Origin of the sequence: Serratia sp. NFX21, assembly GCF_048517035.1 — a bacterium.
Classification (GTDB): Bacteria; Pseudomonadota; Gammaproteobacteria; order Enterobacterales; family Enterobacteriaceae; genus Serratia; species Serratia quinivorans.
The window spans coordinates 2,903,914-2,922,791 of record NZ_CP183196.1; the positions used below are offsets into that span (position 1 = coordinate 2,903,914).

Consider the following 18,878-nt stretch of genomic DNA (forward strand, 5'->3'; position numbering starts at 1 on the left):
CAATAACCAGAGCGCAGGCGGAGACGCAACAATGGCGATAGCTGAAGTGCAATTGCCCAGGGAAGGCGCGGTAAAAACACTGACGGAGCATCCGCTGATGCTGTCAGTCAACGGCGAAAATATTCATACCCGGGTAATGGCGGATACTCCTCTGCTATTGGTGTTACGTAACGATCTGGCGCTCAACGGCCCGAAATACGGCTGTGGCCTGGGTGAGTGCGGAGCCTGTACCGTGTTGGTCGACGGCATTGCCGCACGCTCTTGTGTGATCCCGGCGCTGGGTATGACCGGCCGCGTGGTGACCACGCTGGAAGGTTTGGGCGATCGCGACCGTCTGCACCCGGTGCAACGTGCCTTTATCGAAGAACAGGCCGCGCAGTGCGGTTACTGCCTCAATGGCATGATCATGACCACCAAAGCCCTGTTGGATCGCAATCCGTCGCCCAGCGACCGCGAAATCCGCCAGGCGCTGTCCGGCAACCTGTGCCGCTGCGGCACCCATATCGAAATCCTGCGTGCGGTTCAGCGCGCCATCATTCTCTGCCGCAGTGAGGAAACCTCGCCCCATGACTGACGCCCATTCCTCAGTACCGAGCCAGGCTGAATTATTGCAGCGTCATGGCACCTTGCTGGTTATCGATCAGATCCAACCGCCGCCGGGGCTGGTGCCTAAAGGCCAGACGCCGAACCTGAAACCCAAAGAGCAGGGGCTGTTTATTGCCATTTGCGACAGCGGTGAGGTTTACGCCTTCAACGGCCATGTTGATCTCGGCACCGGTGTGCGCACCGCGCTGGGGCAAATCGTCGCCGAAGAACTCTACCTGCGTATGGAGCAGGTACGCATGGTGCTGGGCGATACCGAAAGCACGCCGAATCAGGGCGCGACCATCGCCAGCGCTACGTTGCAAATTTCTGCCGTGCCGCTGCGCAATGCCGCCGCCGAGGCACGTCGCTGGCTGCTGCAACAGGCGGCGCAGCGTTTTAGCGTTGCGGTTGAGCAACTGACGTTGAACGACGGCCTGATTACCAGCCCACAAGGGTCGGCGGTGAGCTACGGCGAACTGGTCACTGGCGTGCATGTAGAACTGCCTGTCTCCGGCGATGCGCCTCTCAAGCCGCAGGGCGAATACCGGTTGGTCGGCACCAGCACTGCACGCGTTGATATCCCGGCCAAGGCCACCGGCGAGTCCACCTATGTGCACGACATGCGGTTGCCGAACATGCTGCACGGCCGGGTGGTGCGGCCGCCGTATGCCGGCTATGACAGCGGTGAGTTTGTCGGCACCAGCCTGCTGACGGTGGACGAGCAGTCCATTGCCCATATTCCCGGCATCGTCAAACTGGTGGTGATCGGGGATTTTATCGGCATCGTCGCCGAGCGCGAAGAACAGGCGATCAAGGCAGCAGAGGCGTTGCAGGTCAGCTGGAAGGACTGGCGGCGTAACCTGCCGCAGATGACCGACGTGGCGCAGGCGCTGCGTGATAACCCGCATTCGACACGGGTGGTGCATGACACCGGCAATGTGGATGCGGCATTGGCCGCCGCCGATCGTCGCTTTACCCGCAGTTACCTGTGGCCGTACCAACTGCATGCTTCGATCGGCCCTTCCTGCGCATTGGCGGACTACCAGCCGCAGCAGTTACGGGTGTGGTCAGGTAGCCAGAACCCGCATCTGCTGCGTGCCGATCTCGCCTGGCTGCTGGAATACCCGGAACAGCAGATCGACATTATCCGCATGGAGGCGGCGGGCTGCTATGGCCGCAACTGTGCCGATGACGTCTGCGCCGATGCGGCGTTATTGTCGCGTGCGGTAGGGCGTCCGGTACGGGTGCAGCTCACCCGCGAGCAGGAACACCTGTGGGAACCCAAGGGCACGGCACAGTTGATGGAGGTTGACGGTGGGCTGGACGCCGACGGTCACCCGGTGGCCTATGATTTTCGTACTTATTACCCGTCCAATGGCGCACCCACGCTGGCGTTGTTGCTGACCGGAATGGTTGAACCGGTACCGGTGGCTTATGAGATGGGGGACCGCACCTCGGTGCCGCCATATGAATACCCGGAACTGCGCGTCAGCATTGAGGACATGGCACCCATCGTTCGAGCCTCCTGGATGCGCGGCGTGTCGGCACTGCCGAATACCTTCGCGCACGAATCCTATATTGATGAGCTGGCCATGGCGGCCGGTGTGGATCCACTGGAATATCGGCTGCGTTATATCAAGGATCAACGTGCCACAGAACTGATGCTCAGCACCGCCGAGCGCGCTGGCTGGACGCCGCACACCGAACCGATGCAAACCCCGGCGGAAGATGGTGTGTTGCGCGGGCGTGGTTTTGCCTATGCGCGCTATATTCACAGCAAATTCCCCGGCTTTGGTGCCGCCTGGGCGGCCTGGGTCGCCGATGTGGCGATCGACAAGGCCAGTGGCGAAGTGGCGGTCACGCGTATTGTGGTTGGGCATGACGCGGGCATGATGGTCAACCCGGACGGCGTGCGTCACCAGATCCACGGCAATGTGATCCAGTCGACCAGCCGGGTGCTGAAAGAGCGGGTGACCTTCGAAGAATCGACTATTTCCAGCAAGGAATGGGGGGCTTACCCGATCCTGACCTTCCCGGAGGTACCGGAGGTGGACGTGGTGATGATGCCACGGCCTTACGATCCGCCGCTGGGGGCCGGGGAGTCTGCTTCGGTGCCCAGTGCCGCGGCCATTGCCAACGCGGTGTTTGACGCCACCGGCATTCGTTTCCGCGAGTTGCCGATCACTTCCGACCGACTGCGCGAGGCGCTGAACGGCCCGGATAGCGCCCGACAGCAAGCTGCGCCAGCGGTTAAACCCAGGCGCAGTAAATGGTGGTTTGGCGGTGCGGCCGGTATTTTCGGTGCGCTGTTGGGCGTAGCGGCTACGGCACTGCCGTGGCGTGCCGAGATTGCCCCGGTGGCAACCCCTGGTTCGGGTACCTGGTCGGCAGCCACCCTGGAGCGCGGTCGTCAACTGGCCGCCGTCGGGGATTGCGCGGTGTGCCATACCGCTTCGGAAGGGGCAACCAACGCCGGGGGGCTGGCAATGGAGACTCCGTTTGGCATCCTGTACAGCACCAATATCACGCCAGATGTGGAGACCGGTATCGGCAACTGGTCGTTTGGCGCTTTTGACCGGGCGATGCGTCAGGGCATCAGCCGCGACGGGCGTAATCTGTACCCGGCTTTTCCTTATACTTCGTTCAGCAAAATGACCGACGGTGATATGCAGGCGCTGTATGCCTATATGATGTCGCAGCCGGCGGTCGCGCAGAGCAATCCGGCTAACCAGATGCGTTTTCCGTTCAATATCCGCCCGTTGATGGCCGGTTGGAATGCACTGTTTCTGCGTCAGGGCGAGTTTCAGCCGGACCCTGCGCAAACCGCCCAGTGGAACCGGGGCTCTTATCTGGTCAATGGGTTGGGGCACTGTGCGGCCTGCCATTCGCCGCGTAATCTGATGGGGGCGGAAAAGGGGGGCAGCAGCTTCCTTGCCGGGGCGATGGTGGACGGCTGGGAGGCGCCGGCGCTGAACCAACTGGCCACGGCGGAGAAACCCTGGGATGAAGAACAGCTGTTCCAGTACCTGAGCAGCGGTCATTCCGCCGAGCACGGCGTCGCGGCCGGGCCAATGGGGCCGGTGGTCAGCGAACTGGCGACGTTGCCGGAGTCTGACGTGCGGGCGATGGCCAACTATCTGATATCCCTGAGCAGTCCGGCTCAATTAAATGTAGAGCCGCAGGTCAAACTGGCCACCCGTCTGCAACCTGCTCTGGGGCAACAGGCCGGTGAACGTCTGTTTCAGGGGGCCTGTCAGGCCTGCCACAGTGCCGCTGCCGGTGGGCCACAGCTGTTTGGCGTCAGTCCGGATCTGGCCAATAACACCAATATTTTCAGTGAGCGACCGGATAACCTGATCAAGGTGATCCTGCAGGGGATTGCCAAACCTGCCACCGCCGATCTGGGTTTTATGCCGGGCTTTAAGGACAGTTTCTCCGATCGGCAGGTGGCAGATCTGGTGAACTACCTGCGCCAGCGTTATGCCGGTGACAAACCGGCCTGGCGCAATGTGGAAGCGCAGGTGGCCAGACTACGCGCCAATCCGGGCAGCCATTAATCTCCACACTAAGGGCGTAATGCCGGTCAGTTAAGCAAAGTTCTGAATAAGAATGTACGACGTCGTTTAAGTGGGCGTCCCCCTCTCCCGAGGGAGAGGGCCGGGGTGAGGGGCTTTTGCTCCGCCGTTTATTTAATGGTTTATTGGCCTTGTGAATTGAATGTCAAATTTGGCGGCGCTTAAAATATGAATAAACGAAGTTGGGTGATAAAATATCGAAATCTTGCTAACTGTGTAATTAAGTGCCTCGTATAAGATATTCGCTTTAGTTGAGTTTATTATATTGGTGAAAATGGTTTTATATATTGACACGATGCTGGATGGTGTTTATATCTATGTCTGCCTTGCGTTTTTTGAATATGTGGTTTTAATATGAGTGGTGTGAATTTAATTTGGTATGAGTGTTCTATATAACATGTTGGTATTATTGCATATTAATGTTGAATGGGTGTCTTTTGTGAAGACGTTTTGGTCGGTTTTTATTATGGTCATTCTTGCCGTTACGCTATCCCATAATCTGTTTTTTAATGTGGGGATTAGCCAATATAGCGGTCTGTTAAAAATCAATATCCCTTGTGAATTGGCCAAGTGGATGATTTATTTTTTCGTGCTGTTAGGGACAATGACTTTTATGAAGTCAATATATACCTCGGCGCAAGGATTGGTCCGTAAATGGAAGCGTCGCGGTCAGTAAGATGATTATCGACCTATAATGCCGATAAAGGTATAACCCCCAATGACAGGACGTCCCCCCCAGCTTTACCGCGAGGGTTATTTTGCCGCTCAGGCCACCAGGGCCGAGGGGGAAGTGATTATCCCCGCCAGCCTCAGTTTAACCGTCTATGCCTGGGTCAGCGTCCTGCTGGTGCTGGCCATCTTGCTATTCCTAATGTTGGGCGAATATACCCGCAAAGCGCGGCTGGAGGGGGTGGTTATGCCGTCCAGCGGGTTGATCAAGGTGGTAGCCCGCAGCGCCGGGCAGGTCACCGAAAGGCTGGTGGCGGAAGGGGCGGCGGTCAAGGCCGGTCAGGCGCTGTATCGGCTCAGCGGCGAATATTTCAATGGGCAGGGCGTCGGTACGCTGGCGTCGGTTTCTGATTCATTAAATCGCCAATATCGCATGCTGGAGCACCAGCGCGCTCAAGAACTGGCAACCCGCGTTCTGCAGCAAACCGGCGTACGGCAACGCATCGCGCAGCTCAATCAGGAGCTGTCCAGCGCAGACGCGGCAATGCTGCTGGTTCAGCAACAGGCGAAACTTTCACATTCGTTGATGGAGCGCTACCGCAAACTGATCGCCAAAGGCTATGTCTCCGAGCTGGAGTTTCAGCAGCAGCGAATGACGCTGTCGACGGCGCAGGAAAAGGTTGAACTCCAGCGACAGGCGCAGCTGCGGCTAAAACGCGAGCTTGCCGCGGCGGCCTCAGAGCTTCGGACCCTGGAACAACAACAGCAAGGGCGTGACGCCGAGCTTGAACGTCAGTTACAGGGCATTAAACAGCAGGAGATCGAACTGGGCGCCCAGCGCGATCATACGTTGACCGCCCCGGTGGATGGGCATATCGCCGTGGTACTGGCGCGGGCCGGTCAGACGGTAAAACAAAGCGATCCTTTACTGATGATGGTCGCTGATGATGCACAGTTACAGGTCGAATTGTTTGCCCCAAGCAAAGCGGTGGGGTTTATCAAGCCCCAGCAGCGAGTGGGGCTGCGCTTTGCCTCATTCCCCTATGAAAAATTTGGCGTGCAGTATGGCGTCACCCGCGCCATAACCGACACCAGCCTCAGCGCCAGCGAGGCGTTGCTGCAAAACCCGATGGTGTGGAAGGAAAACGAAGGGCATTACCGCGTCATCGTAGCCTTGGATAAAACCACCATTACGGCCTATGGCCGACAGGAGCCGTTGCGAGTCGGCATGACCGTGTCTGCGGATGTGGAGCTGGACAGCCGCCGCCTGTACGAGTGGCTGCTGGAACCGTTATGGAGTCTGCAAGGAAGGATCTGAACATGGACGTTACCGAAGTGATTAACTGGGGATGGCGCAAGCGCCTGCCGTTGATTCGCCAGACAGAATCGGCAGAGTGTGGCGTGGCCTGTCTGGCGATGATTGCCGGATGGCATGGATACCGGGTTGATCTGCCCACGTTGCGAGCACGATTTAACGTTTCGCAGCTCGGCATGACATTTTCGCAGTTGATGAGCTGTGCCGAACAGCTGCACTTAAGTGGGCGCGCCGTGCAGCTGGAACTTGAAGAATTGCACCTGCTGGCGGTGCCCTGCATTTTGTACTGGGACATGAATCACTTTACGGTACTCAAACGGGTGCGAGGGCAGAGGCTGGAATTGCACGATCCGGCTCGTGGTGCGGTAACCATGAGCCTGCGGGAAGCGAACCGTCACTTTACCGGCGTTGCCATGGAACTGACGCCCACTCACCAGTTTACGGTCAAAGATCAGCGAAAAAAGATCCGCCTGTTCGATCTTATTGGCAAGACTCAGGGCCTGAAATCGGCGCTGGGCAGGATCTTCTGTTTCGCCCTGGCGCTCGAAGTCTTTGCGCTGATTGGCCCGCTGATCAACCAACTGGTGATTGATGAAGTGTTGGTGGCGCTGGACGCCAGCCTGCTGACGCTGATCGTCATCGCCATGTTGCTGATGGCCGCGATCCAAACGCTACTGGAACTGGCCCGACAGTGGGCGACCCTCACCATGGCGGTCAACTTCAACATGCAGTGGACGGCGAACGTGTTTCACCACCTGTTGCGGCTGCCAATTAGCTGGTTTGAGGCGCGCAATATGGGGGATATCAGCGCCAAATTCGATGCCGTCGACACCATTCAGGACACGCTGACCACCACGCTGCTCGAAGCCTTTCTGGATGTGTTACTGGTGGTGGGCACGCTGACCATGATGTTTTTCTACAGTGCCAAATTAACCCTGGTCGCGTTGGCCGCCGCTCTGGTTTATGGCCTGCTGCGGCTGTTTTGGTTCAGTACTCTGCGTAAAGCGGCAGATGATAGCTGGGTCGCCGGTACCCAGGAATCCAGCCACTTTCTGGAGAGCCTGCGCGGGGTGCTGAGCCTGCGGGTCAATGGGGCGCTGACGCCGCGCGAATCGGTCTGGCGTAATTTGAATGTTGCCCGCCGCAATGCTCAACTGCACGAAAGCAAACTGATGATGGTGTACGGCATTATGCAGACCGTCATCGGCAGCGTGGTGGGGGCGGCGGTGCTGTGGCTGGGGGCCAGCGCGGTGCTGGCCGGTCAGTTTTCGGTGGGTATGCTGGTGGCTTATATGTCCTTTCAGGGGCGCTTCTCGTCCAGCATCAATGGGTTGATCGACAAACTGGTCGCGTACCGCATGCTGGATGTCTATAACCAACGGCTGGCGGATATTGTGCTCGCGGCGCGTGAAGATGCGGCGTCACAGGCGGCAGGTGGTGCCAATGGGCCTTCAGCGACCTGCGTCTGGCCGAGCGATCGCCCTGCGTTGAGCCTGGAGCAGGTCAGTTTTAAATACGCCGGAACCGAACGTGAGATCCTCTCGCAGGTCTCGTTGCAAATCATGCCCGGTGAGGTGCTGGCGCTGGTCGGAGCCTCTGGTTGCGGCAAGACCACGCTGGCCAAGCTGGTACTGGGGCTGTATCCGCCGACCGCCGGGGTGATCCGCACGTTGGGCATCGAGCACCGGCAGGGGGATTATCAACAGGTTCGCCAGCATATCGGCGTGGTGTTGCAGGAGGACCAACTGTTTCGCGGCTCCATTGCCGAAAACATGACGTTTTTCTCTTCCCGGGTTGATCAGCAAAAGCTTGGCGAATGTGCTCGTCTGGCGCAGTTGGAACAGGACATCGAAAAACTGCCGATGGGTTACCAGACGTTAATCGGCGAAATGGGGGGAACCCTGTCCGCCGGGCAGAAACAGCGCTTACTGTTGGCGCGGGCGTTGTACAAGCAGCCACAGTTGCTGATCCTCGATGAAGCCACCAGTCATTTGGACGTTAATAACGAAACGCTGATTGGCCAGACCTTACGCCAGCTTGGGTTACCCATTTTACTGATCGCCCACCGGCCGGAAACCATCGCCACGGCGGACCGGGTGATCGAACTGGCGGCGGGGCGCATCCGCAGTTTGAGCGTTTGACGGTAAAGCCTTGCCGCAGAGGCTGGGCAGAGTCAGGCCAGCGGTCCGCCCATAATGGTTTCTTGCATACCAGAGAGAATGCGCTCGCCGGTTTCGCTTTTCAGTTCTTCGTACCAGCCATGGGTGATCGCCATCTCTTTGCCGTGGGTGACATCACAGCGCTTACGCGCCTTCAGCACCAGGTCCTTCACCCGGTGGCTGCGTTTTTCCTGATAACGCAACAGCGCGTCTTCAATGCCGAGCGAGTTGGTTTGTAAGGCAATTGCCAGCACCACCGCGTCCTCCATCGCCGCACAGCCGCCCTGGCCGATATCCGGCGTGGTGCTGTGCCCGGCGTCGCCCAGTAATGCCACGCGCCCGCGCACCAGCCGTTCGAAAGGTTCGATATCATGGATCTCAATGCGGTTGATGGTATCGGGGTCGAGCGCGGTAATCAGTTTCTGCACCGGTTCGGCCCAGCCGGCAAAGTAACGCTGCAGATCGGCGCGCGCCGTGCTGCGGTCTTCCGCCAGCCCGGTGGGCAGAGGAACGTCGAAGAAATAGTAGAAGCGGTTGTCGGAGACGGGCATCAATGACACCCGCTTGCCTTCACCCACAAAGGTGGTCCACTGGTCGGCGGGGGCGATGGACTCATCAATGGCTACCAGCCCGTTCCAGTTAACGTAACCGGCATAGCGACGATCCACCCCGTGGCCCAGCACATAAGGGCGAATGGCGGAATGAGTGCCGTCGGCGGCGATCAGAAAATCACCGCTGGCCTGGCTGCCGTCTTCAAACCAGGCGGTCACGCCCTGCGAAGTTTCTTCAATGCCGCTGACGCGTTTGCCGAAATGCACCCGATCGCGGCCATAGGTGTCCAGCAACATCGCCTGTAGCTCGGCTCGGGCCACCGGGTACGGCCGTTCGCCGACGCTGGCGATCAGCGGATCCAGGCTAAAGCGCGTCAGGGTCTGACCGTGCAGGTATTCCTGATAGGCCATATAGTGCATCGGGCCGCCGAGCGCGCGCAGCGGTTCTTTCATCCCCAGATAATTAAGGCATTTTACGCCGTTGGGCCAGATGGAAATGGCGGCCCCGACCGGTTTGATTACTTTGACCGCTTCAAAAACCTCGGTGTCGATACCGACACGCTGTAATGCGATGGCGGTACACAGGCCGCCGATGCCGCCACCAATGACAATTGCTTTCATCTGCTTCTCCCTCATAGCCATGATCGGGAGAAGCAATTTCCATACCAGTCCGCAAACCGAGCGCTGGCGCGCTATCGGGCAGTTGCTTGATGCAATTTGGTGCAATCCATGGGCCGTGACGGGGCATCCTTAGCTGTTCCAGGCATGCAATTGCGCATAGCACAAATCCACAATAGAAAACCCCGCATGAATGCCAGACAGACAAAATAATAGACTACGCTAACTATTAGCCCGTCGCGCTGGTGTATGCAGACGGCGCGCATAAAAAGAATGATTTCGCCGCATTGATTAAGGTTGATCGGCATTTTGGAGCGATGAGCAATGAATCTACCCGAAGTCCCGCTTACCCGGCGGCGTTTTATCGTCGGCGCCAGTGCGCTGGTGATCGGTGCCTATCTGCCGTCTACCGGTGCGCTGGCCCGAGCCAACTCCGCCACGGCGCCTGAAAACAATCCTCATGCAGCCAATGCCTTCGTGCAGATTGATCAGGAAGGCATTGTCACCGTTATCAGTAAACATACCGAGGTGGGCCAGGGGGTGTATACCGGCATGGCGACATTGGTCGCCGAAGAGCTGGACGCCGATTGGTCGCAGGTGCGGGTGGTTGCCGCGCCGGTTGATACCAACGTCTATAAAAATCTGTCGTTCGGTTTCCAGGGCACCGGTGGCTCCAGTTCGGTGGCCAATGCCTATGAGCAGATGCGTCGCATGGGGGCCATGGCGCGTGCAATGCTGGTGCAGGCCGCCGCGCAAAGTTGGAAAACCTCCGCGCAGGAAATTACCGTGCAGGCGGGCAAGATCCGCCATGCCGCCAGTGGGCGTGAAGCGGGCTTCGGCGAGTTTGCCGTATTGGCCAGCCAGTTACCGCCACCCGACCCCGCGACTCTGACACTGAAAGATCCCGCCAATTTTACGTTGATCGGCAAGGCCAGCGGCCTGCACCGGGTGGATTCGCTGGCCAAAACCAACGGTTCGGCGCAATTCACTCAGGACATTCATGAGCCGGATATGTTGACCGTGACCATCAAAAAGCCACCGCGTTTCGGCGGCAAGGTGGCCTCATTTGACGCCAGTCGGGCGCTGGCGGTAGCGGGCGTCGTGGCGGTGAAGCAGACCGATACCGGCGTGGCGGTGTACGCCAAAAATACCTGGGCGGCGATCCAGGGGCGTGAAAAATTACAGGTGGAGTGGGACGACTCGCAGGCCGAGCGACGCAACACCGAGCAGATTTTCGCCGAGTTCCGTCAGGTGGCGCAAAAGCCCGGTGCGGTGGCGAAAAGTCACGGCCAGCCGGACGAGGTTTTTGATAAAGCAGACAAAGTGATCGAAGCGGAATACACCTTCCCGTATGTGGCCCATGCGCCGATGGAGCCGTTGGACGGCTATCTGTTCTGGGACGGCGAAAGCGTCAAGGCGCGTTATGGCTGCCAGATCCAAACCCTCGATCACCAGCAACTGTGCGATCTGTTCCAATTGCCGCCGGAGAAGGTAGAAATTGAAACCATTTTAGCCGGCGGCAGTTTTGGTCGCCGTATCGATCTGGGTAACCCGAAGCTGGGGCCGGATCTGGCCGCAGACATGGCGGCGGCCGCCAAGGCGATTGGCCCTGGGCACGGGGTGAAGGTGGTGTGGACGCGTGAAGACGATATCCGCAACGGCTGGTATCGCCCGATGATCCTGCACCGGCTGCGCGGGGCGATCCGCGGCGGCAAGGTGGTGGGCTGGAGTGACACCGTCGTCGGCCATTCCTGGACGCTCAACAGTGCGATGACGGCACTGGTGGTTAACGGTGTCGATCAGATGATGATCGAAGGTGCCAGCGAAGTTCCTTATACCTTCGAGAGTTTCCGCTGCGACGCCCATATCGTGCCGGGCAAGGTACCCACTACCTCACTGAGGTCGGTGGCCAGTACCCACACCGGCCACGCGGTGGAAAGCTTTATCGACCAACTGTTGCAGGAAACCGGGCAGGATCCGGTAGAGGGGCGATTGGCACTGATGGGGGATGCGCCGCGTGAGGCTGGCGTATTACGGGCGGTGGCGAAAGCCGCTAACTGGCAGGGCGCGAAGGTGGTGGATGGCCGGGCGCGGGGGGTTGGCGTCGCCAAGGCGTTTAATACCCGGGTGGCGCAGATTGCCGAGGTGTCGATCGGCGAAGGCGGCATTCCACGGGTGCACAAGGTGTGGTGTGCGGTGGACTGCGGCGTCGCGGTCAATCCGGATGTGATCCGCGCGCAGATTGAAGGCGGCATTGGTTACGGTCTGAGCATCGCACTGTACGGCAACATTACGCTAAAAGACGGGGTGGTTGAGCAGTCCAACTTCAACAATTTCCGCCCGCTGCGTATCGATGAAATGCCGGAAATAGAGGTGATTATCGTGCCTTCCAGCGAGGCCCCGACCGGCGTGGGTGAACTGGGTGTGCCGACCATTGCCCCGGCGGTCGGGAATGCTCTGGCGCTGCTCGGGCGGCCCCGCAGTTCACTGAGCCTGCCTTTACACCGTCCCAACAGTGACGCCAGCGTCTGACAAGGAGAACAGCATGATAACTTTAACCGTGAACGACCAACCGCTGACGTTTGATGGCGACCCGCATATGCCGCTGCTGTGGTTCCTGCGTGATGAAGCCGGGCTGACCGGCACTAAATTTGGCTGCGGCATTGCGATGTGCGGCGCTTGTACCGTTCATCTGGACGGCGTGCCGGTGCGGTCTTGCATGACGCCGGTCTCTGCCGCCGAGGGCAAGAAAATTACCACCATCGAAGCGATCGGCGAAACGCCGACGGGCAAAGCGGTGCAGGCGGCCTGGGTCAATCTGGACGTGGTGCAATGCGGCTACTGCCAGTCCGGCCAGATCATGAGCGCCAGCGCACTGCTGGCCCAAAGCAAGAACCCGAGCGATGCAGATATTGACGCGGCGATGAGTGGCAACGTTTGCCGCTGCGCTACCTACGTGCGCATTCGCGCCGCCATTCACCAGGCCGCCAAGGCGTTGGATTAAGGGAGAAACCCATGAGCAACGCCCTGAGATGGCTGTTATGGCTGATTGTCGCAATAGTGGTGTTAGCGGGAGGTTACGCGCTTTATACCCTGTTACGTCCGGTCGGCCCGGAGCCTGCTGCTCCTATCGCCGGGGCCCCGGCGAGCATTAGCGATAAGCTGGCCCGCGGTGAATATCTGGCACGTGCCGCCGACTGCGTGGCCTGCCACACGGCGCCTGGCGGCAAACCTTTCGCCGGCGGTTTTGCCTTTAAACTGCCATTCGGCACCATTTACGGCACCAACATTACCGCCGACCCGGAAACCGGGATCGGTGGCTGGAGTGACGATCAGTTTGTGAGTGCGGTGCGTGAAGGCGTCGGTCCACAGGGGAATCTGTATCCGGCCATGCCTTATACTTCCTACACTGGGTTAAGCCGTGACGACGTGCTGGCAATCAAGGCTTATCTGTTCAGCCTGCCGCCGGTGAAGCAGGCGAATCCGGAAAACGGTCTGTCGTTCCCGTTCAACCAGCGCTGGGGCATGAAGTTCTGGAATTTGGCGTTCTTCAACGAAAAACGCTTCGAGCCGAACCTCAATCAGGATGAGCAATGGAATCGCGGGGCCTATTTGGCGACGGCTCTGGGCCACTGCAGCGAATGCCATACCCCGCGCAATCTGGGTTTTGGCATTAATCAGAGCAAAAACCTCAGCGGTGAGGTGATCCAGGGCTGGTTCGCCGGCAATATTACCCCGGATCGGCAGACCGGTATTGGCGCCTGGAGCGAACAGCAACTGTCGCAATATCTGGCCACCGGCCATGCGGAAGGGCGCAGCAGTGCTTCCGGCCCGATGGCGGAAGCGGTGGAAAACAGCCTGCAGTACCTGACGCCGGAGGACAACCAGGCCCTGGTGAAATATCTGCGCAATATCGAGCCGATCGCCACCGACAGTGCCAGCGCGGTGAATCTGCAGCCGAAGGGCGCGACCTCTTCCAGCGCGGTATTACCGGGTGGGCAGGAAGATTCGCTGGGCCGCAGGCTGTTCGCCGGGGACTGTAGCGGTTGTCACCAGTGGAACGGTACCGGTCGCCAGAGTAAATATGCTTCGTTGGTTGGCAGCACCGCGGTTAACGATCCGCAGGGCCGTAGCGTGGTGCAGGCGATCCTCAAAGGTACGCGCATCAGCATTGGTGAGCAGCACGAGTTTATGCCGGACTTTGGTAGCCAATACTCGGACGAAGAAGTGGCTGCGGTAGCCAACTACGTGGTGGGCCAGTTTGGTGAAAAACAAGGCAAGGTGACCGCCAAACAGGTGACGGAGCAGCGTAAGCAGTAACCCTTGGCGAGGGGGTTAACGCCCCCTCGCTACCCATCAGCTTTTACGGCGGGACATTACCAGTTTGTCCCTGGGACGATCTTGCCAGTCGGCAATCTGATTATTGAAGTTATCTGCCAGTAGATAGGCCGGGGTTTTTGCCAGCCAGTCAGACAGCGAAATATCCTGATAAATACCGTTATCCAGTACGATTAGCACTTTGAGATCCTCATCGCCCATATTCTCAATGTAATGACCAAAACCCTGCGGGACATAACCGACGTCTGTCGGTGCATATTCTGCGGTCTGCGCATGGCCGTGTGAACTGAATACCGTCATGCGGCCCTTGCCGGAAATATAGTATTGCCACTCATTGGCGTTGGGATGCCAGTGCAATTCCCGAACGGCACCGGGTTTAACGATTTCGATAATTCCTGTCATGGTAGTTGAAATGGGAAATTCTTTTGACGATACCAAATGAACGCTGCCTGCATCATTTTCAAAAAAAGGTTTTTGCTTCATTAGTTCATAACGGTGGGCCAACGGAGAGTTATTCAAGCCGCCGTCGCTGCTGGGCAGAGGCAGAGCTGGGGGAACCGCACCGCCGACAATATAGGCCTCACCCTGTTTTGCTTTGGAAAATACCGCTGCCGGCATATTGACGCTTTTTTCCAACACCTCTTTGGGCATGTGTGCCACCCAGTCGGTAATGCTGAAAGTACCAAACTCGGAAAAATGGCCGTTATCAAAGGTCAAAACAAAGTGCGCGCCGTCCGCCAGCGCCTGGATCGAGTGCCCGTAACCTTTGGGAAAATACCAAACGTCCCCTGCGCCGAAGTCCGCCACTTCACACTTGCCCTCCGGGTCGATGATGGTGATGCGGGCATGGCCTTCCAGCATAAACGCCCATTCGGCGGCAATGGCGTGCCAGTGCAGTTCGCGGACACCGCCCGGCTCCAGCGTCATATCCACCCCGGCAACGCCTTCAGAAATCGGGAATTGTTCGACGGTGGCCTCTCTGGCCCACCCGCTGGGCAGGCTGCGTTTTTTGCTGTTGGCAAAGACATATTTATAAAGGTCTTGTGCCTCTGCGGCGGGTTGGAAAGTACTGGGCGGGACAATATTGCGATGTTCGTCGGCGCTGGCGGATTTAAGCATACCGCCCATTACGCTGGCTGCGGCTGCGCTGACCGCAGAGGCTTTTAATATATCACGACGCGATAACATATGACTTTCTCCAATATATAGAATGCCTGCCAAAATATCGGCAGGATTTATCTGTTGGTTTTATTGGATTCAGGTGTGTTATTGCCGCATTAAAATGCTCGGCGACGGTTAAATCATAGTGGCTTAGGCCGTATTCACCGCAAATAATTTATTTGTTTGTGTTACCAATTGAGAGAGGCTGTAATTATTGTATTTACTATTAAATAATAATGCATCGGTATCAATTTAATTGTGTTTTTTGTTCAATAAATAATAAACAGAGTTAATTTATTTAGGCGGGCATTTTTTTGTCAGTGTTATTTTAATCGGTTAATTCAACCAATGCGCTAAAGTGGGGCGTGGTGGGCAACATTGCAGTGCATTTTCGAAAATTAGTGATGTTAATCACAAAGCTTAACGCAGGCTATTGCCGAAAAATCACAACTATGACGATACTTTCGCCGCGATCTTAGCGATCGCCAGACATTTTTATTACGGCGTGTTACTGCTCAGGCAGGCAAGACCAAAATAGGAATGCACCTCTCATTGCGATGAGGCGCATTTTGATTTTGGTCTTTTTTTTTGTTTTTTTACGGGGAAACTTTATGGATTACAAACAGCTGGGCCTGGAAATACTGGCGCGGGTAGGGGGCAAGGGCAACGTCAGCAAACTGACGCACTGCGCTACTCGTCTGCGCATGGAGTTTAACGATGACAGCCTGGTAGAGGCGAAAGCGATTGAGGCCCTGCCGGGGGTAATCAGCGTGGTGGAGCGCGGCGGCCAGTTCCAGATCGTGGTCGGCAACAACGTGCAGCAAACTTTCCGCACCCTACAAAAAGAAATCGGCGCTCTCGAGGGGCGACAGAGCGATAAGAAATCACAGGCTCGCGGCGGAGTGGTTTCACAGATCATCAGCGTGATCTCTACCACCTTTACCCCGGTGATCCCGGCGATCACCGGCGCGGGGATGATTAAGGCGCTGCTGGCGATCCTCAAACTGACCGGGACGATAGACGCCGCCAGCCCGACCTATCACCTGCTCGACACCATTGCCGATGCGGCTTTCTTCTTCCTGCCGGTGCTGTTGGCCTATGGCGCGGCGATCAAGTTCGAGTGTAACCCGATACTGGCCATGACCATCGCCGGGGTGTTGTTGCACCCCAATCTGGCGCAGATGCTGGCGGCGGGAGCTCCGATTGATTTTATTGGTATCCCGGTGCGAATGGCCGACTATGCCGGTTCGGTGCTGCCGATTATTTTCACCGTCTGGCTGATGTCTTATATCGAGCGCTTTGCCGAAAAAGTTTCGCCGACGATGATCAAGTTCTTCACCAAGCCGATGATTATTCTGTTGGTCACCGCGCCACTGGCGTTGGTGGTGGTAGGCCCGTTCGGCATTTTCCTTAACGATCTGGTTGCCGCCGGCGCGGCGATCGTCGACGGTAAGGCCAGTTGGCTGATCCCGATGCTGATGGGCGGGCTGCAACCCTTCCTGGTGATCACCGGCACCGCCTGGGCGATGACGCCGATCGCGACCGGTCAGTTGAGCAAAAACGGGTTCGAAATGATTAACGGGCCGGGCATGCTGGCCTCCAATATTGCGCAGGGCGCGGCCACCCTGTGCGTGGCCTTCCGTACCAAAAACAAAAACCTGCGCCAACTGGCGTCCTCTGCCGGTTTCACCGCGCTGCTGGGTATCACCGAGCCTTCGCTGTACGGCGTGACGCTTAAGCTGCGCAGACCGCTGATTGCCGCGATGATCGGTGGTGGCTGTGCCGGTGTTTATGCCGGGCTGAGCGGGCTGGTGCGTTATGCCTTTGTCTCCCCGGGGTTGGCAGCACTACCGGCGTTTATCGGTGAAAACCCGATGAATTTCGTCCATGCGCTGGTCACCTGCGCCATTGCTATCGTAGTGACCTTTGCGTTGACCTGGATCCTCGGTTTTGAAGATCCGGTCGAAGAGCAGGAGACGGCGGTGACGGCCTCTCACCGCGACGCTGAACAGCAGATTTTCAGCCCGCTGTCCGGCCAACTGGTAGCGCTGGACCAGGTGAACGACGATGTCTTTTCCCAGGGGTTACTGGGCCAGGGCGTAGCGATACGGCCGCAGGAAGGGCTGCTGCGTGCGCCGCTGGACGGTGAGGTGGTGACCTTCCTGCCTTCAATGCACGCGGTGGGTATCAAGGGGGATAATGGCGTTGAACTGCTGGTGCACATCGGTATCGACACGGTTAATTTGGCAGGGCAGCATTTTAGCTCCAACCTGAAAATTGGCGACCGGGTCAAGATGGGGGATGAACTGGTGCGTTTTGATCTGGCGGCGATTGCTGCGCTGGGTTACGACCTCACCACGCCGGTACTGGTGGTCAACAGCGAAGATTTCCCACAGTTGAGTTGCCGTCAGCCGGGTCGAATCGGCTTTGGCGAACCGATTATCAGCCTGAATAATGCGCAGCAGGAGCCGGCATGATTTATCAACGACTGAACGATTTCCCCAAAGATTTTCTGTGGGGGGCTTCTACCTCCGCCTATCAGGTAGAAGGGGCCTGGGACGAAGATGGCAAAAGCCCGTCGATTGTAGATATGCTCGATCATCCGCCAGGCACCGCCGACTTTAAGGTGGCCAGCGATCACTATCATCGCTTTCGCGAGGACGTGAAACTGTTTGCCGAGTTGGGGCTGAAGGCCTATCGCTTTTCCATTGCCTGGACGCGGGTGCTGCCCAATGGCACTGGCGAGGTCAACGCTGCCGGGCTGAATTTCTACCGCCAGTTGATTGATGAACTGCTGAGCCATGGCATCGAGCCGGTGGTGACGCTGTATCATTTCGATCTGCCCTATGTGCTTGAGCAGCAGGGGGGCTGGTCTAATCGCGCCACCATCGACGCCTTTGTCGATTATGCCGGGGTGCTGTTCGACGCCTTTGGCGACCGGGTGAAGTACTGGCTGACTATCAACGAACAAAACACCATGATCCTGCACCCTGGGGCCATTGGTACGCCAAAGGGTGGCGTACTGCCGTCCAAACGGGTGTTGTATCAGCAAAGCCACCATATGCTGGTGGCCCAGGCGCGGGTGATGGCGCTGTGTCACCAGCGCTGCCCCGCAGGGAAGATTGGCCCGGCGATTAACACCACTTCGATGTATCAGGAAACCTGCCATCCGCTGGATGCTATCGCCGCCCATAACTGGGAGACGCTGCGTTGCTGGAGTTTCCTCGATGTGGCGGTGCATGGCCGCTACAACCCGCTGGCCTGGCGTTATTTGCTGGACCGCGAACTGGCTCCGCAGATGGAGCCGGGCGATGCGGCGCTGTTGCTGCAGGGCAAACCGGACTATGTGGCGATAAACTACTATTCTACCGCCACCATTGCCGCCAGCCGTGGCGACGCCTCCGATATCAGCGCGCGCGCCGGCGATCAGCAAATCATGCTGGGGGAATCGGGAGTTTACCGTGCAGCGGAGAATCCGTTCGTCGGTAAAACCCGCTACGGCTGGGTGATCGACCCGGTCGGATTACGGCTAACGCTGCGCAAAACGGCCGAACGCTATCATTTGCCAATATTAATTACTGAAAACGGTATCGGTGCTCCGGATGAGTTACAGGCCGATGGTACAATTAACGACGATTACCGCATTGAGTTTATGCGTCAGCATGTCGAACAGATGCAGTTGGCGATCAACGACGGGGTAGAACTGATCGGCTATTGTCCGTGGGCGGCGATAGACGTGGTCAGCACTCATCAGGGCTATGCCAAGCGTTACGGGTTTGTCTATGTCAACCGGGGTGAGCAGGATCTGAAAGATCTGCGGAGAATTAAAAAACGCAGTTTTGACTGGTATCAACGGCTGATTGCCTCCGATGGCCGGCAACGCTAAAAAATAAAGGGTGATGGCCGC

Annotated in this window: 11 protein-coding genes; 9 read left to right on the forward strand and 2 right to left on the reverse strand. The window is 57.8% G+C overall.

What is annotated here, in order from left to right; genetic code table 11:
* Positions 1-31: 31 nt before the first annotated feature.
* The 4 genes from ACNT1W_RS13830 (at position 32) to ACNT1W_RS13845 (ending at position 8,285) form a co-directional block, all read left to right on the forward strand.
* A complete protein-coding gene (locus tag ACNT1W_RS13830) occupies positions 32-574 on the forward strand; it encodes a (2Fe-2S)-binding protein (RefSeq protein WP_012145042.1) in 543 nt (180 codons plus the stop codon).
* Positions 567-4,142 (forward strand): molybdopterin-dependent oxidoreductase, encoded by a 3,576-nt coding sequence (locus tag ACNT1W_RS13835; protein WP_012145043.1) that lies wholly within the window; start codon positions 567-569, stop codon positions 4,140-4,142. The genes ACNT1W_RS13830 and ACNT1W_RS13835 overlap by 8 nt, the downstream gene beginning before the upstream one ends.
* A 736-nt stretch (positions 4,143-4,878) precedes the next feature.
* Positions 4,879-6,147 carry an HlyD family secretion protein gene (locus ACNT1W_RS13840; RefSeq protein WP_259189196.1) on the forward strand — a complete coding sequence of 423 codons (1,269 nt, stop codon included), beginning with the start codon at positions 4,879-4,881 and terminating at the stop codon, positions 6,145-6,147.
* A gap of 2 nt (positions 6,148-6,149) precedes the next feature.
* The gene (locus ACNT1W_RS13845) at positions 6,150-8,285 is read left to right on the forward strand and encodes a peptidase domain-containing ABC transporter (protein WP_419245708.1); all 2,136 of its coding nucleotides are present in this window, start codon (positions 6,150-6,152) and stop codon (positions 8,283-8,285) included.
* Between the two features lie 32 nt (positions 8,286-8,317).
* Here ACNT1W_RS13845 and hpxO read toward each other — a convergent pair whose 3' ends face one another.
* Positions 8,318-9,475 (reverse strand): FAD-dependent urate hydroxylase HpxO, encoded by a 1,158-nt coding sequence (gene hpxO / locus ACNT1W_RS13850; protein ID WP_419245709.1) that lies wholly within the window; start codon positions 9,473-9,475, stop codon positions 8,318-8,320.
* A gap of 321 nt (positions 9,476-9,796) precedes the next feature.
* Between hpxO and ACNT1W_RS13855 the strand changes: the two genes are divergently transcribed.
* From ACNT1W_RS13855 to ACNT1W_RS13865, 3 genes are read left to right on the forward strand one after another with little or no spacing between them, the layout of a single operon-like run.
* The gene (locus tag ACNT1W_RS13855) at positions 9,797-12,004 is read left to right on the forward strand and encodes a xanthine dehydrogenase family protein molybdopterin-binding subunit (protein WP_012145047.1); all 2,208 of its coding nucleotides are present in this window, start codon (positions 9,797-9,799) and stop codon (positions 12,002-12,004) included.
* A gap of 13 nt (positions 12,005-12,017) precedes the next feature.
* Complete coding sequence (locus tag ACNT1W_RS13860; protein ID WP_012145048.1) at positions 12,018-12,476, forward strand: (2Fe-2S)-binding protein; 459 nt, start codon at positions 12,018-12,020, stop codon at positions 12,474-12,476.
* A gap of 11 nt (positions 12,477-12,487) precedes the next feature.
* The gene (locus ACNT1W_RS13865) at positions 12,488-13,792 is read left to right on the forward strand and encodes a c-type cytochrome (protein WP_419245710.1); all 1,305 of its coding nucleotides are present in this window, start codon (positions 12,488-12,490) and stop codon (positions 13,790-13,792) included.
* A 36-nt stretch (positions 13,793-13,828) separates the two neighbouring features.
* On the opposite strand, the gene ACNT1W_RS13870 is transcribed toward ACNT1W_RS13865, so the two are convergent.
* The gene (locus ACNT1W_RS13870; RefSeq protein ID WP_419245711.1) at positions 13,829-14,998 is read right to left on the reverse strand and encodes a cupin domain-containing protein; all 1,170 of its coding nucleotides are present in this window, start codon (positions 14,996-14,998) and stop codon (positions 13,829-13,831) included.
* Between the two features lie 584 nt (positions 14,999-15,582).
* Here ACNT1W_RS13870 and ACNT1W_RS13875 point away from each other — a divergent pair.
* Positions 15,583-17,448 (forward strand): beta-glucoside-specific PTS transporter subunit IIABC, encoded by a 1,866-nt coding sequence (locus ACNT1W_RS13875; RefSeq protein WP_419245712.1) that lies wholly within the window; start codon positions 15,583-15,585, stop codon positions 17,446-17,448.
* Positions 17,445-18,857, forward strand: a complete 1,413-nt coding sequence (locus tag ACNT1W_RS13880; RefSeq protein WP_017892759.1) for a glycoside hydrolase family 1 protein — start codon at positions 17,445-17,447, stop codon at positions 18,855-18,857. Before ACNT1W_RS13875 ends, ACNT1W_RS13880 begins: the two co-directional genes overlap by 4 nt.
* Positions 18,858-18,878: the final 21 nt, after the last annotated feature.